This window comes from Desulforhopalus sp. IMCC35007 (assembly GCF_005116575.1).
GTDB lineage: Bacteria > Desulfobacterota > Desulfobulbia > Desulfobulbales > Desulfocapsaceae > Desulforhopalus_A.
Map to the genome: position 1 here is coordinate 244,689 of NZ_SWCN01000004.1, position 14,928 is coordinate 259,616.

Here is a 14,928-nt window from a genome sequence, read left to right on the forward strand (position 1 = left end):
TGAATGAAGCGTTCCATTCTCACTGTATTTTTTGCCATACTAATGCAATCAAATAGCGCACTTGCGGCCAATATCGATCATTACCTTGCCATTCTGGATAACCACCCCAGCATACAAGGCATTCTCCAGGAAAAAGAGGCTCTCGAGTTTCAGGCAGATGGCGCACTTGGCCTGCCCGATCCTGTCGTCTCCCTCGGGGTAGAAAACATTCCTATTTCAGATCCATCCTTTGACAGGTACCTCCCCTCTTCAAAAACAATAGGGTTCTCGCAAGACATCCCCAACCCGACCCAGAGAAAAGCTAAACAAAGTGTCATGTACCAATCTGCAGCAACGCAGGAAATATTGGCCGAATATAGGCGCTCACGCCTTTACGCACTTTTTTATATACGACTCGCCGAGTACAAACGCATTGGAGAACAATTGGCAATTGAAGAAAACAAGAAACGTGTCATCCACGAACTTAAACAATTTTATGAAGGAGAAGTTTATGCAGGAGAACCCGTCTTGCAGAAAACCTTTACCATCGACCTTGAGCTCTCTGATGTGGAAAAAAGCATCAATGACCTGAACGCCGAACTGCAAATGGTGAAGGCCAATTTTATCCAACTGGTAGGCGAGGTCCCTGGACCTGTTGACGTTCCCCACCTTGAAAAAATGTGGTCTGGACAAACGGACGCTCTTTATCCAGTGCTTCTCGCCCAGCAGAATACCCGCCTGGCAGAAGAAAATATAAAGGTGACAGATGCTGCATTTAAGCCAAACTTCGGTGTGGCCGCCGTTTATAAAAACCGCGAAGACGGTGAAAATAACATGTTTGATGGGGATGACTGGTTTTCGTTGCAGGTGAAAATGACGATACCGCTCTGGGCTTCGAGCAATCAGGAGCCCATGCGCGCTGCCGCCCACAGCAGAAAGCGCAGCGCCCTATATAATTACGAGGATGTCAAGCGCTCCTGGCAGATGCAGATGACCAGTATAGAGAGCCGGAAAGAAGCGTCTCAGAGCAATATCGCGACCCTTAAGAAAAAACAACGTGCCCTGGAGGAGAGCATTGAGACCCTGAAAAGCACCTACGAATCCGGAAGAACAAGCCTTGAGCCAAGTCTTTTCGCCGAACTCAACCATCTTTCCCTGCTTTCTCAAATTGCTAAAGAAGAAGAAACATACATCCGTAACCTTCAGGAAGCAAACTCCCATATTCAAGAACGTTCAGACATTACAGGCCGTTCAGACCGCACAGACAGGAAAATTCCATGAATAGATGTATTGTGTCCATATTTTTGTTTCCCCTGTTGCTGGTGCTGCTCTTGGTACCTCTTCAGGCCGAAGACACCAAATATACCTGCCCTATGCATCCGCACTATATTTCTGATACCCCTGGCAGTTGCCCCATTTGCGGAATGGATCTGGTTCCGATTCAGGCGGGAAGCAACAACAAAACACCTGGAAATGATGAGACGGTGCTGCAGTTGAGTTCACGTCTCGTGCAGACAACAGGTTTTCGCACGGAACCTGCGGAGATGGCATCTTTTGGCCGGCTGATCCGCAGCTTTGGAGAGGTTGTGGCGAATAAGCGTCTACAGACAGAGATCTCTTTACGGACTGCCGGATGGGTTGAAGAGTTAATCGTCGATGCGCCGGGCGATAAAGTTCGTGCTGGTGATATTCTCTTTCGCCTCTACAGCCCCGATCTTGTATCAGCACAGCAGGATTATATTTCAGCGCTTCAACGAAATAACCAGGAACGTATCGATATTACCCGCAGCAGGCTCGCATCTTTAGGGGTTCACGATTCTGCGATTAAGGCCGTGGCGGAAAAGAGAAAACCCCTTCGAGCGGTTCCTTACTATGCCCCGCGAGGGGGGCGGGTTGAAAGCTTAACAATACGCAAAGGCAGTTACCTGCGACCAGGCGACATGGCCATGCTCATCCAAGACTATGATACCGTTTGGGTAAATGTAAGCCTTGCGGAACAGGATATCTCTTTTGTGACAACCAACTCAAAGGTAAACGTCACCTTGCCGAGCCTTGGCCTGCATATCGATGCAGTGCCGATTGATTATATCTCACCAACCGTCGATCCGAAAACCCGAACAGCAGAGCTTCGACTTCTCGTTGAAAACAGCAACGGCAGCATTCGTCCTGGAGCCTATGCTGATGTAGAAATCAGCACCGATATCCGTCCGCGCCTCTCCATCCCCTATGAGAGTGTCTTGCAAAATAAAGAAGGCAACTATGTCATTGTAGAACTTATAAAAGGCGAATTTCAGGCCCGTTCGGTTGTCCTTGGTATGAAAAACAAAGGCAGGATAGAAGTACAGACTGGCCTGAAAGAGGGTGAGACCATTGTTACCAGCGGCCAATTTCTCATTGATTCGGAATCGTCTCTGCGGGAGTCTTTTCATAAAATGCAGAAAATGGCAGCAAGTCTCTCAGAGATAAAGCTGAGCAACGAACAAATGGTCCTGATGAACCATATCGTTGAAGCAGGATTGTATATTCATGAAAAACTTGCAGCAAAAGAGCTCCCCTCCCCCGAGACGCTCAGTGCAGGCGCACACGCAGCAACAAAACTTTTACCCGAGGTCGAGGGAACACGCCTTGCCTATATCGTAAAAGATACCGAGAAACTTCTATCCAACCTCGAAGAAAAAATAACACTCAGCCACTGGCGCGCGCTTCTTGCGCAACTCAACGATGCGCTTCTGCCATGGATAACCCAGGCAAAACCGGAATACTACCGTGAACTCGGTCTTGCCCTTTACAAAAATGACAGCGGAGAGTATTGGCTGCAGTTTGCAGGCGATGGCCACAACCCCTACAGCGATGGTACGTTTACAGAAGTTGTCCTAGGTAACCCCCAACCAGCGGGTGAGGTCCAGGATGGACAATAACCTCAAAAAACAAGAGAGTTTTATTGCCCGTGTTATTGGCTGGTCAGTAGACAACCAGCTCTTAGTGGCGCTCTTTGTCGTTGTATTGCTGGCAGCAGGGATTCGGGCCATCAAAGAAATGCCTCTTGATGCCATCCCGGACATGAGTGACACCCAGGTGATTATCCGCACCGAGTTTCCCGGTCAGGCCCCTCAGATTGTTGAAGACCTCGTCACCTATCCACTTTCAACAACCATGCTCGGTTTACCGAAAAGCAAAGCCGTTCGTGGCTTTTCCATGTTCGGCACCTCATTTGTCTATATCATTTTTGAAGACGGGGTTGATCAGTACTGGGCCCGCTCCCGCGTCATTGAAGCACTATCAAAGATTGGTGCGGACCTTCCAGCCGCTGCAAGGCCACAGATTGGTCCCGATGCCACAGGCGTTGGCTGGGTGTATCAATACGCTCTCGTTGATAAGAGCAATACCCATGACCTGTCACAACTGCGCAGCCTGCAGGACTGGTTTCTCCGCTACGAACTGGCCACGGTGCCCGGCGTGGCTGAAGTTGCCTCGGTCGGAGGCTTTGTCAAAGAATACCAGGTCCTCATCAACCCCAATAGACTTCGAGCCTTTGATATTTCGCTTGCAAGAGTAATTGAAACGGTACAGCGGGCAAGCTTTGAAGTAGGTGGACGCCTCATTGAACGTGGTGAGACCGAATTTATGATTCGCTCCAAGGGCTATGTGACCAAAAAAGAAGACCTCGAAAAGGTTGTCCTCTATTCCCATGCTGGCACCCCGGTAATGCTCAAAGATGTGGCACGGATCCTTGAGGGACCAGAACTTCGCCGAGGGGTGACCGAGCTTAACGGGGAGGGCGAGGTCGTTGCCGGCATCGTTGTGATGCGTGCGGGAGAAAATGCCTTAAAAGTAATCCGAGATATAGAAAAAAAACTCAAGGAACTTTCTGTCAGCCTTCCAAAAGGTGTAGAGATTGTAACTGTTTATAACCGGGCACCGCTCATTGAAGGTTCTATTGCCTACCTGCGCGACAAACTTGTGGAAGAAGGTATTGTCGTCGCCCTTGTCTCTCTTATTTTCCTCCTCCATGCGAGATCTGCACTGGTGGCAATTGTTACCCTGCCACTTGCCGTTCTTGCAGCCTTTATTGTCATGACCGCCCAGGGGATCACCGCAAATATCATGTCCCTGGGTGGCATTGCTATCGCGATCGGGGCCATGGTGGATGCCTCCATCGTCATGGTGGAAAACGCCCACCGTAAACTCTCAGATCGAGGCAATACAATCGCTAAAGGGGAACGACGGGCGATCATCCTTTCAGCAGCCCAGGAGGTTGGTCCGGGGCTGTTTTTTTCTCTACTGATTATTACCGTATCATTTTTGCCCGTTTTTGCCCTTACCGGTCAGTCCTATAGGTTGTTTTCACCGCTTGCCTACACCAAAACCTACTCCATGGCCTTTGCCGCTCTGCTCTCGGTAACCGTTGTACCGGTCCTCATGCTCTGGCTTGTTCAGGGCCGGATTCGACGAGAAGATGAAAACTGGATAAACAGATTTTTCACTTTCCTTTACATGCCTCTACTCCAGCTTGCGTTACGACTAAAATGGCTCTCTCTGATCCTGGCCTTTGTACTTCTTGGTTCGATTGTCATCCCTCTTGGTAAAACGGGATCAGAATTCATGCCTGCACTCTATGAGGGTGAACTGCTCTACATGCCGACAACCCTTCCCGGGGTATCCATTACCAGGGCTAAGGAGATTTTACAGACAACCAACCAGATGATTAAGGCAGTCCCGGAAGTTGAGACGGTCTTTGGCAAATTAGGGCGTGCCAACACAGCCACCGATCCGGCTCCTATTTCCATGATTGAGAGCTGGATCCGCCTAAAACCCCAGGAGCAGTGGCGAACCGGGATGACCAAGGATGATCTAATTAAAATCCTCGATACAACAGTCAAGGTGCCAGGCCTTGTCAACTCCTGGGGCTATCCCATTAAAATCCGCATGGACATGATTTCAACGGGTATTCGGACGCCCATCGGCATCAAGATAAGTGGTGATAACCTTGACACTATTAACCGAATTGCTCTTTCTATCGAATCAAAGGTACAGGGTATAAACGGAACCCGGTCAGTTTTTGCAGACAGGGTCCAGGGGGGCAAGTACCTGGAAATCACACCTGACAGGGATAAAATAGCCCGTTATTCCATTGATCTCGCCCAGTTTCAGAACGTTATTGCGACCGCTCTTGGGGGGATGAAAGTCAGCGAGTCAGTTCAGGGGCGAGAACGCTATAATATCATCATCCGTTACACCAGGGCCTTTCGCGAAGACCCCAGTGATCTTCAGGAAATCCTTATACCTACGCCTCAGGGACAGCATATTCCTCTGGGGGAGTTGGCCGACATTGCCTATACCGAGGGTCCTCCGATGATCAAATCTGAAAATGCCAGGCTTACCGGCTGGGTCTTTGTTGATATTGCAGACCGGGATATCGGCAGCTATGTGGAAGACGCCCGCAGAATTGTCGCTGAAACCATCGAGCTTCCAGCAGGATATAGCATCGTCTGGTCAGGACAGTTCCAACAGATGCAGGAAGCAGAAGAGAAGATGCGTGTAGCCGTTCCCCTTGCTATTCTTCTCATCTTTACCCTGCTCATGATACATTTTGGCAGGTTAGACAGAACCCTCATGATCATGCTGTCCCTCCCCTTTGCTCTTATTGGCGGGGTCTGGGCTGTCTATCTTGCTGGTTATTATTTCTCAGTGGCGGTAAGTGTCGGTTTTATTGCCCTTTCCGGCATTGCTGTGGAGACTGCTGTCGTCATGCTCCTCTATATCGATCAACAGATGATTGATCATCCTCCCACAGAGCGCGCTGGTGTCTATCAGGCAGTCATTACAGGTGCCGCTCTTCGGGTCCGCCCAAAACTGATGACGGTTGCGACCACCATGATAGGGCTTACCCCGATTTTTCTCACAGACGGGCTCGGCTCAGATGTTATGCGTCGCATAGCCCTTCCCATGATTGGGGGGATGTTTACCACAACCCTTTTGACCCTTATCATCATTCCGGTCGTCTACTATATTTGGGAATCACGAAAGTTTTAAAAATAATCTGAGGGGTTGTTTCGTTTACTTCGTAACTATACTAGAAGCAATTTTTTCAATCCAACACATATGAGGAATATTATGATGAAAAAAATATTTGCAGCTGCTTTGGCTCTCACCTTAAGCGCATCGATGGCTCTTGCCGCATCCACCGACCACTCCCAGATGAACCATGGCACCATGAATCATGAAACGATGAACCACGACAAGAACAGTGGCGATACCATGGAACAAAAGCACTCCATGGCAATGGGGGAAGGCGTAATTCACAGTATCAGCAAACTCAACAGAATGGTGAATATAACCCACTCCCCTATTCCAGAACTGAACTGGCCTGAGATGACAATGGATCTGGCGGTTGCCAAGGATGTTGACCTGAGCGTAATCAAGGTAGGCGATAAGGTAAAATTCCATCTCATGCTCGATGACGATAATGTTTTTCGTATTCATCATATCGAAAAATAAACCTCAGGACACCCTGGATAACTATAGCGTGGAGCATTGACATGGACTGCTCTAGGTTTTTACAGGCAATTCTCTTGGAGCGTACAACCTGTTCAATAGTTGCATCGCTATAGTTCATCCTGAAAATATGCAAAACTCGACTTTGCGAACAAGAAATTAAGCCTGAGAACATTTCTTGTGAGAAAAACTTTAACCGATTTACTCAAAATAAGTGTTACAAGTGTACTGTACGTACTTGCCGAAACAGAGACATAAAGGTATAATCTTTTTTCGAGATTTTATTTTTGGTTTTACTTTAAAAAACTTACATTTCAATCTGTTATGGCAAAAGACAAGGTCGTTGATAACCAAATATCCATATTGATTATCGACGATGAACCTGCAATTGCCAAACTGCTCTGCAGAGCACTTTCCAGACAAGGCTATAATGTCACCTGCTCTGAGAATTTCAAAAACGCCACGATCCTTCTCGATCAAGCACCCTACGACATGATTGTCACAGATATCGTCATACCAGGCGGCACACTGGATGAGCTTTTTCACTATCTGGATTCTTCCAACAAAAACAACATTCCGATCGTGGGAATGTCCGGCACCCCATGGCGTTTGAACGATTACGATTTCGCCAGGGTCTTACCTAAGCCTTTCAGCATGGGAGAACTCCTCACTACAATTCAGACCATTATCTAAACAGTCAGAAGCTCCCATGATTTTTGCCTTACGAATATCCGTCGATAGTTGCCGTCTCAGCACCTGGTAATCTGTTCTCAGGATCCCGATCCTCTCCGGTATTGGTTACAAATATCGCAGCGCGACCAGGCAGAGGACATTTGGTTTCACATATTCCACAACCGATACATAATTCATCAACCACATAGGGTTGTTTGAGGGTTATCCGTTCACCTTGGCCTGTGATAACTTCAACAAGATTAAATTTAATAGCCTTATCAGGAGTTGGGCAGTGCTCTTCACAGACAATGCAGGGAATATTTTTGGCAAAAGGCAGGCAGATATTTTTATCAAACCATGCATGGCCGATTTTTCTTGTATGTTTCTGATCCAGCTCAAGTGGCTCAATAGCACCTGTCGGGCAGACCTGGCCACAAAGAGTACAGTTGAATTCGCAATATCCACTTCTTGCAAGGAGATAAGGAGTAAAAGCCCCTTCAAGCCCTGCCTGGAAAAAGGCAGGTTGCAGCCCGTTGGTGATACAGACCTGAATACATTCCCCACAACGTACACAGGAGCTGAGAAACTCTTGTTCGATGAGAGCCCCCGGAGGCCGAATAAGTGTGCCCTGCCCCTTTCCACCATGATTCCGCACAGCTAAAAGTGGTGGCAGAGCGGCACCTGCTGACAGGCAGACAAGAAACTGCCTTCTTGAAATGGAGGCTTCTCTACTGTTTGTCATTGTGTCGCCAGCAGCTGTAGTCAAAGGTGCACGCAGTTGCGGGTGGATAATCTGCTTTGGACATTTCAACATACAGTCCATACATAATATGCAGGTAGATGACAGGATCTTTCTGTTTTCATCGACAGCCCCCATGCGACACCCCGTCCTGCAGAGAGTACACTTCCCACAACTCTCATCACCACCCCGCAGCGACATGGTTCCATAGCGGCCAAATAGGCCAAGTAAAGCACCCAGAGGACAGACATTACGACAAAAAAAACGACTCTGGAAAAACTCACTGAAAAACACAGCCGCCAAAATCAGACCACTGACCAGAGTCAGCTCATAAAAACGCTGCTCAAAGGGCAAAATCGTCGCCTGCATGAATGCATAGACCGGTTCTGTAACAAGATTGACTGCAGCCGGTAAATTGTGATAGGTGTAGCCAAAAAAAGAATCTGAAATAAATCGTATGGCTGGATATACCGCCTGCACCAGGCCTCGGACTAAAATTGAAAAGGGATCAAAGTAGCCAACAAACGGCAGACCAAAGAGAGCACAAACCAGGAGAAACAACAGGAGAATACGGGGTAAGCGTGGGTATCTCGTCTCTTTTCTGCTTGTCTTGATCCTCCAGCAAAATCTCCAAAAATCAAGAAAACCGCCCATGGGGCACAACCAGCCACAAAAAAACCGCCCGAAAAACAGTGAAAGAACCACGAGGATCAGCGCCGGGATCATCAGTGCTATAAAAGTTCTGGCAGCCAGCATCGTACAAAAGGCCAGCAGCGGATCGATCCTAAAGAGAATATTGACCGCGTACTCAATCGTGTCAGAACCACTGTAATCCGTCTTAATAAACAGAAAGAGAAAAAGCAGCAGAGAACATAGCTGCACCAGGACCCTTGCCCAATACCAGAGCCTATAGCGGTTTACAGATCCTGCTTTTCCCATATCTGTCACAGTGTTTTCTTCCGCATATTGACTTTGGTAAGATCCATCTGGCCAAGCCCCATTTTATTGGCTGCAACCGTTGAAGCTATATCTTCTGGAACCAGGCCAAAAAGAGTCGTACCGTAAGCATCTGCCGCAACGGGGTCAACTGATGCGATGACCTGATCGAGCTGTTTCACGTCATCGAGGCTCCCTCCCTGGGGTCCATTGCGTAAAAGTATCCTGGTGGCATCAATTACGGTCAAGGTGGGAGACACAACCGTGGCAAGATCGGCGAGACGCTGTCCCAGATCATGGTGTAATTTACCGCGGTTTCCGCCAATCACACCCATGGAATTTTTAAGGCCCAGACTCAAGACTCCCAGCCCATGATGTTTGGCAACAGGTACGTTGATATACACATCAGCAGAAATGGCCTGTTCATATATCTCCCAACTCGTAAGAGACTTGCCTTTTTCAATTTGCACCGGGATGAATTTTCTTGGGTCAATATGTTCAAGGCGAACTTTTTTTGAACCAAAGGACTTCACCATGTCCACCATACCGCTGTTTTGATAACATCGTCTTTTTTCGTTGCAGGTATGATCAAAGAGATCCACTCTGGACGCCCCTGCATCGAGGGCCAGTTCGATGAGGCCTTTTACAACCAGTGGATTGGTGTTGGCCGCCTGCTCCGGGTTACGATCCCAGCCAATATTGGGTTTCACAACCACCGTATCCCCTGTATGAACAAACTGTTCTATGCCACCAAGCAGTTCGATGCTCTGCACCACAACGTCTCTATAATTTTTACCGGTAACTATGGCCAGATCTGGTCTCGTCACAGGTGCCGCAAAGACTTCCGGGAGAGAAAAGGAGAAACCGGCCGAGAAGGCAAGCGCCTGCTGAATAAATTGTCGCCTGTTCATACATCACCTCCTAAAGAAAAAATAAAGATTCCTGTGCTTACCTATTACATACACTCTACCATGATTTAAATTTTTTGCAGCAAACCGACTATTGAGAAAGGGTGAAAAAGTGCTCTTTTCTGATGAGATACCTCAGACAAAAGATCGACACAGGATATAAAGCGCCTTGTGGATTTGAAATATAATATAACAGAGAAAATTGTCGTTGAAGGGTTGCTGAGAAGTTGCCTGATCAGCGTACACGGGCCGCATGCCCGGCAAATAAAATGCATCGGCAGCATTGTTTCACAGAAAATAGGTTCTGGCTGAAGGCTGTTGTCAACAATAGATCAAGTAATTGCGCGAACTGTGGTAAAGAGGGCAAGTCGTTTTTAAAGGATCTGCACCTTTTTACAAAGCCTTTTGATTGCAAATTGCCTGAAAATCCACGCAATCCACTAGAACAAATGATGCTTTGGTTTTAATGAAAAACTGCTAATTTTTCTGATTAATATACTCCGCCAATGTACCCAGTGATTGCAGAACGTCCCTGCTGGTATTTTCAGAATCCATCCGTACACCATATTCCTGCTGAATAGTTACCGCAATTTCAAGGGCGTCCAGAGAGTCGAGTCCCAAAATCGAGTCTGGGCCAATTAAGGGATCGTCAGCCTTGATTACATCCATCTCCACATCATCGAGATTACAGGTTTTACAAATCAGTTCCAACAGCTCTTGTTCAAATAATTCCATAAAAGATTCTTAGGTATGTTCAGCTTGAGATTAATTATTGTGAATACTATTTTCGTGCTCGAACCAGATTCCAGGCAAGAAGCATTGTCAGAAAGAAAAACAGCGTGAGTCGCCCAAGATCGCTCCAAATTGCAGAAAGAGCATCACCCCTCACCAGTATATCAAGAAAGGCGTTCAGCCCCCAGTTAAGAGGTGATATTATTGCCAGCTCCTGCATAAGCGGCGGCATTGCATAAACCGGAACCATTACCCCACCAAGGGCCGCTGAAGCGACAATTGCCGTATATCCAAGCGTTGATGCCTGCTCATAGGTGCTGCAGGCCATCCCGAGAAAAAGGCCGAACCCACAGGCCGCAAGACTCGACAAAAAGACAACAAGCAACACAGCTCCAGGATTCTGCGAAATACTAAAGGCAGGCAAGCCAATACCTGGAAACAAAAAAGCACCGATGAGTCCAACCAGTACAAACTGGCAGAGGCAGACAACCACAAAAGCGATAACTTTGCCCACAAAAAGGACAAGATGAGAAAGCGGCAGAGATGCCAGACGGATCCAGATGCCTGATCTGCGTTCCTGTAAAATCGATCCCGCCAGGGGAACAGCGGTAAAGAACATTCCAAAAAGCGCCCATGCAGGCACATTTTGCTGGACCGGGTTATAGGGTGGAGATTCGCTATCAACCGCTCCATCACGGTTTTCATCCAAGGTAAACAGAGGTTGGCCAATATGCTCAGAGAGGTTGTCGATGGGCAGGGCATCCTGCGGGATGCCGAGCTGGGTCACCAGTTTTCCGATCTCCTTGCCCAGATTCTCGATTTTCATTTCCATTGCGATAGCACCAAGAGCCATTTGCAGCTGGGCCGTTATCCCGGAACGAAGCCCTGGCATGATACCTGGATCAAAAAACACCTTCAGATAAAGACGAAGCGCTGGCTGATCATTGCCTGACTGAACGGTCGTTTGCAGCAACTGTGTTGCCGCCTCACGCATGGTAACAGAGCTACCTGCCGGAATAATAAGGCCGACCTGATAGTTGCCCGTAGCAATTGCTTTTTCAACATCGACGCTCGTCTTCAACTGCTTGTCCCAGGCCACGATTTCAATCTGCTCGCCGGCAAGCCTTTGGCGCAAATTGATACCAAGCTCACCCTCATCAAGGTCAAGAAGCAGGAGTTGGGTGCTTTTCTGCCCGGTAAGCTCCATGACATTTTCCTGCACAAGAGTGATTACGATAACCAGAAGGGCTGGCATGAGAAACAGTACAAGCAATCCTGCGCGGTCACGTTTCAGCAAAATAAGTTCTTTGCAGGTGGCTGTAATTATTTTGAGCATATCAGACAAATGGTAAACCAGAGTAATTCAAGAACAGATATCAGGTGTCGCGCAGTTGCTTTCCTGTCAGCTGCAGAAAAAGATCTTCCAGATTGCGGCAGTCACTTTGCTTCAGGAGCTCATCGGGTGAACCCTGTTTAATAATACTACCGGCGTCAAGAATACCTATCCGGCTACAAAGCTCCTGAGCTTCTTCCATATAGTGCGTTGTGTAAAGGATGGTGGTTCCTTTTTGATTGAGCTCCACAAGCTGTTGATGAATCAAGTGCCTGGACTGGGTATCAACTCCAACAGTCGGCTCATCTAAAAAGAGAATTTCAGGGAGATGCAGCAAACCGGTTGCAAGGTTAAGGCGCCGTTTCATTCCTCCGGAATAGCTGAAGACAAGGCGCGATGCCTGCTCGGTCAACCTGGAAAATTCAAGACATTGATCAATACGCTCCTGTAATTTTTTCCCTCTAAAACCATAGAGCCTGCCAAAAAACAGAAGATTTTCCCGGGCAGTCAATTGATCATACAAGGCTATTTCCTGTGGAACCAACCCTAATATTTGCCTGATTTTCTTGGCGTCCCGGCGAAATCCCATGCCCATGATCGAGACGGTCCCACTGTCCGGTGACATAAAGCCACTGAAAAGTGAAACAGCCGTGGTTTTACCGGCACCGTTTGCCCCAAGCAGACCAAAGAACTCACCCTTAGTCACTTGCAGGCTAAGATCATTCAGGGCTTGGTGTCCACTGCCTTTATAACGTTTCATAAGAGAGCAGGCCGCAATGGCATCGACCTGTCCGTTCTTTAGAGTGCACGAATCGATACTCTTCATGATTGCTGTTTCAGCCATTGTTCCAGCTTCCGGAAAAACCTTTCCTCCAGTGCACCGCACTCACGGATCTGCTCCGCCATAGCCACATAGCTGTCCTGTGGCTGTGTTCGGTTTTTACAGATTCTGGCCGCCATAACAGCAAATTCCCGCCAACTGTCACCGGCTGCAGTCAGCATTGATGCAGCCTCAGCAAGGGGAGTATCCTGCAGCTCGTTGGCACTTTCCTGGAGAAAAGCGGCATACATAAAACGAAATCCGCCACCACCTGTACCTATTTCTTCCTGCATGCGAACGACATGACCAAGGTGCAGATCTGCTCTTTCTCTGCCCAGTCGCTCGGGCCATTTTTCGAGCCGGCCTGCCATAAATTGTATTCCTTTAACACCGATCAAAGGAAAATGGCTGTCGAGCATGTTTTTGCAGACCACAGTAATTCCATCGACAATCAGAGGTCTTCGCTGAAGTTGATCTGGTACCTGGGTCAGGTAGTACATTTTCCCCTTTGGGGCAAGAGCCCCGGAGGCAAAACGAGCCCGGATCAAATCTTCAGCAGGACACCGAACCGGACCGGGGAAGACCGGATCACTTATCAGGTATTCATCACCATCCTTGCCATAGACGACCAGATTATGGGCATTAAAATGAAAACGTAAGGCTTTCGGAAAATACGGCAACCAGTACACCCCCGTCTGCAGACCCACTGGAATCGATTGGTCAAGAGCGGCATCCAATTCTGCCATTGCCTGCCCTTTATCCCGAAAGGTCTTCTGATATATGCCAACGCCTGGAATTCTGCCGATTCGCTTTAAAATATGTCCGGCGGCAGAGCGGTAGGTAACAAGTGGCAGGCCGTTTATCCGGATAAAGGGCAGGTAGCCAAAAAACAGGCCGCCACCGACACCAAAGGCCATGGCTTCTGAAAAAGCAATGCCCTTGTGACTGAGCAGGTTGGCAGCAACACCGCTCTCACAGTGGGCTGACTGCAGATGAGGAAAATCAATCAACAGAATCGCCCTCGCACTCTCTTTGGTTATAGACGGGTGGTTTGAGGATCCCATGCCTCAGGTCATCAGGGGAAACCTTAAATACTTCACCATACTTTTTTAAGCTTTTCGCACCCAACCTTCTGAAAAAAAAAGGAAATAAATGCAGACACACCAACCAGCGAGGCTGTCTGGTGTAACTCGCTAAAAGACTGGTGTCCATTTGATTGGCGGTCATATAATAGTGCAGGCAGCTGACCCGGCCTGCGGCAACCTTCTTTTTTGATGCCCCGATATGCTTATCAATCTCAAGCCAGGCCTGATGGTTGACGACATCCACAGGAGACCACATGGAGCCCTGAACCAGCTCCTGGTTGCCATTTTTATTGGCAACATAGCTGACAACTTTCACCGCACCAGTGATATCACTCTCCGGTATTTCATTGAGCTGTCCCATGGAATTCTTAGAAGGTCACCCCGAATAAGAGTTTGATCGAGTTAAGGGGGGCATTCGGTTCTTCTGAACCTGCATTTGAGATGTGATGATAACGCAGCTCAACGAGAAACTGACGGCTGAACTCCCATGGGTATTTCAGACCTATGCCAAACTGGTAATTTCCATTTAATTCCGCACCCATTCCTGGAATGTCTGCAAAACTATACACCGGCCCTCCTCCACCAAACAGGTAAGGCTGCCATTGCAGACCTGCTGTAAACGTATACGCAGCCAGAAAATTAGTACCGACCATCGCAGAATTTTCAGGACTGACAACAACAGAGACGGGAAGCTCGACTAAAATTGAATGAAAACCTCTGTACCAGCCAGAGCCAAGATTATCGAAAATACGATGGTTATAACGCGGAATAAAATCGATGGTTTCAACCCGTTCCGTCGTCTCACCCCAACCGGGAAAGCTTTGCCCATAACCTCCGATAAAGGCCCAGTTATCGTTGCTCAGGTCAAGACCGGCCGCCTCGGCCAAACAACAATGAACAGGAGAACAGCTTAAAAAGAGACCAAACAAAAAGCTGAGAATGAGACTTCGCCTTGTCGTTTGACATTTCTGTATTGTCAGGTGTTTGTTGGAGTATGCCATCATCTGTACCTTATTTTAAAAAAGCCTGTGATAAAAAACGGATATCCATAGAATAGCCACAAAGATGCTTTCGGCCATCAGATAAACACTACAATTCGAGGAGCGAACGACAGAGTTACTGCTTTCCCCCTTAGCGGAGACAATTTGTTGATTTCAACACGCCCTCAAAACCGGGCCGTCAGTGGAAAATATTTATACTGAAAAGGAATCCCCTTTGCAAGGAGATTG

The 14,928-nt window shown here is 47.9% G+C and carries 13 protein-coding genes; 5 read left to right on the forward strand and 8 right to left on the reverse strand.

Annotation, left to right across the window (positions count from 1 at the left end):
- Positions 1-3 precede the first annotated feature (3 nt).
- The 5 genes from FCL48_RS06075 to FCL48_RS06095 all read left to right on the forward strand — a co-directional run bounded on the left by FCL48_RS06075 (position 4) and on the right by FCL48_RS06095 (position 7,167).
- Positions 4-1,260: a TolC family protein gene (locus tag FCL48_RS06075; protein WP_136871362.1), complete on the forward strand. Its 1,257-nt coding sequence runs from the start codon at positions 4-6 to the stop codon at positions 1,258-1,260.
- Entirely contained in the window at positions 1,257-2,897 is a 1,641-nt protein-coding gene (locus FCL48_RS06080; protein ID WP_136871363.1) for an efflux RND transporter periplasmic adaptor subunit, read from the forward strand. Before FCL48_RS06075 ends, FCL48_RS06080 begins: the two co-directional genes overlap by 4 nt.
- Positions 2,887-6,012, forward strand: coding sequence for an efflux RND transporter permease subunit (locus FCL48_RS06085; protein WP_136871364.1), 3,126 nt, complete (start codon positions 2,887-2,889; stop codon positions 6,010-6,012). The genes FCL48_RS06080 and FCL48_RS06085 overlap by 11 nt, the downstream gene beginning before the upstream one ends.
- A gap of 81 nt (positions 6,013-6,093) precedes the next feature.
- The gene (locus FCL48_RS06090) at positions 6,094-6,477 is read left to right on the forward strand and encodes a copper-binding protein (protein WP_169309106.1); all 384 of its coding nucleotides are present in this window, start codon (positions 6,094-6,096) and stop codon (positions 6,475-6,477) included.
- Between the two features lie 321 nt (positions 6,478-6,798).
- On the forward strand, positions 6,799-7,167 hold the full coding sequence (locus FCL48_RS06095; RefSeq protein ID WP_136871366.1) for a response regulator: 369 nt from the start codon (positions 6,799-6,801) through the stop codon (positions 7,165-7,167).
- 28 nt (positions 7,168-7,195) lie between these two features.
- Here the strand turns inward: FCL48_RS06095 and FCL48_RS06100 are convergent, their stop codons facing one another.
- From FCL48_RS06100 to FCL48_RS06135, 8 genes are all read right to left on the reverse strand, one after another.
- A complete protein-coding gene (locus FCL48_RS06100) occupies positions 7,196-8,824 on the reverse strand; it encodes a 4Fe-4S binding protein (protein WP_136871367.1) in 1,629 nt (542 codons plus the stop codon).
- A 5-nt stretch (positions 8,825-8,829) separates the two neighbouring features.
- Positions 8,830-9,732 carry a DUF362 domain-containing protein gene (locus FCL48_RS06105; RefSeq protein WP_136871368.1) on the reverse strand — a complete coding sequence of 301 codons (903 nt, stop codon included), beginning with the start codon at positions 9,730-9,732 and terminating at the stop codon, positions 8,830-8,832.
- A 474-nt stretch (positions 9,733-10,206) separates the two neighbouring features.
- Positions 10,207-10,464 (reverse strand): phosphopantetheine-binding protein, encoded by a 258-nt coding sequence (locus tag FCL48_RS06110; protein ID WP_136871369.1) that lies wholly within the window; start codon positions 10,462-10,464, stop codon positions 10,207-10,209.
- Between the two features lie 46 nt (positions 10,465-10,510).
- On the reverse strand, positions 10,511-11,797 hold the full coding sequence (locus FCL48_RS06115; protein ID WP_136871370.1) for an ABC transporter permease: 1,287 nt from the start codon (positions 11,795-11,797) through the stop codon (positions 10,511-10,513).
- 40 nt (positions 11,798-11,837) lie between these two features.
- Entirely contained in the window at positions 11,838-12,638 is an 801-nt protein-coding gene (locus FCL48_RS06120) for an ABC transporter ATP-binding protein (RefSeq protein WP_205747658.1), read from the reverse strand.
- Positions 12,617-13,624, reverse strand: coding sequence for a BtrH N-terminal domain-containing protein (locus FCL48_RS06125; protein WP_240744763.1), 1,008 nt, complete (start codon positions 13,622-13,624; stop codon positions 12,617-12,619). Before FCL48_RS06125 ends, FCL48_RS06120 begins: the two co-directional genes overlap by 22 nt.
- On the reverse strand, positions 13,617-14,060 hold the full coding sequence (locus tag FCL48_RS06130; RefSeq protein ID WP_136871371.1) for a hypothetical protein: 444 nt from the start codon (positions 14,058-14,060) through the stop codon (positions 13,617-13,619). The genes FCL48_RS06125 and FCL48_RS06130 overlap by 8 nt, the downstream gene beginning before the upstream one ends.
- A 7-nt stretch (positions 14,061-14,067) precedes the next feature.
- Entirely contained in the window at positions 14,068-14,703 is a 636-nt protein-coding gene (locus FCL48_RS06135) for an acyloxyacyl hydrolase (protein WP_136871372.1), read from the reverse strand.
- Between the last annotated feature and the right edge of the window lie 225 nt (positions 14,704-14,928).

Coding starts and splice junctions, on each gene's coding strand:
- FCL48_RS06115 (WP_136871370.1), bottom strand. CDS start 11,797: ATGCTCAAAATAATTACAGCCACCTGCAAAGAACTTATTTTGCTGAAA.
- FCL48_RS06100 (WP_136871367.1), bottom strand. CDS start 8,824: ATGGGAAAAGCAGGATCTGTAAACCGCTATAGGCTCTGGTATTGGGCA.
- FCL48_RS06095 (WP_136871366.1), top strand. CDS start 6,799: ATGGCAAAAGACAAGGTCGTTGATAACCAAATATCCATATTGATTATC.
- FCL48_RS06085 (WP_136871364.1), top strand. CDS start 2,887: ATGGACAATAACCTCAAAAAACAAGAGAGTTTTATTGCCCGTGTTATT.
- FCL48_RS06130 (WP_136871371.1), bottom strand. CDS start 14,060: ATGGGACAGCTCAATGAAATACCGGAGAGTGATATCACTGGTGCGGTG.
- FCL48_RS06105 (WP_136871368.1), bottom strand. CDS start 9,732: ATGAACAGGCGACAATTTATTCAGCAGGCGCTTGCCTTCTCGGCCGGT.
- FCL48_RS06075 (WP_136871362.1), top strand. CDS start 4: ATGAAGCGTTCCATTCTCACTGTATTTTTTGCCATACTAATGCAATCA.
- FCL48_RS06120 (WP_205747658.1), bottom strand. CDS start 12,638: ATGGCTGAAACAGCAATCATGAAGAGTATCGATTCGTGCACTCTAAAG.
- FCL48_RS06090 (WP_169309106.1), top strand. CDS start 6,094: ATGATGAAAAAAATATTTGCAGCTGCTTTGGCTCTCACCTTAAGCGCA.
- FCL48_RS06110 (WP_136871369.1), bottom strand. CDS start 10,464: ATGGAATTATTTGAACAAGAGCTGTTGGAACTGATTTGTAAAACCTGT.
- FCL48_RS06080 (WP_136871363.1), top strand. CDS start 1,257: ATGAATAGATGTATTGTGTCCATATTTTTGTTTCCCCTGTTGCTGGTG.
- FCL48_RS06135 (WP_136871372.1), bottom strand. CDS start 14,703: ATGATGGCATACTCCAACAAACACCTGACAATACAGAAATGTCAAACG.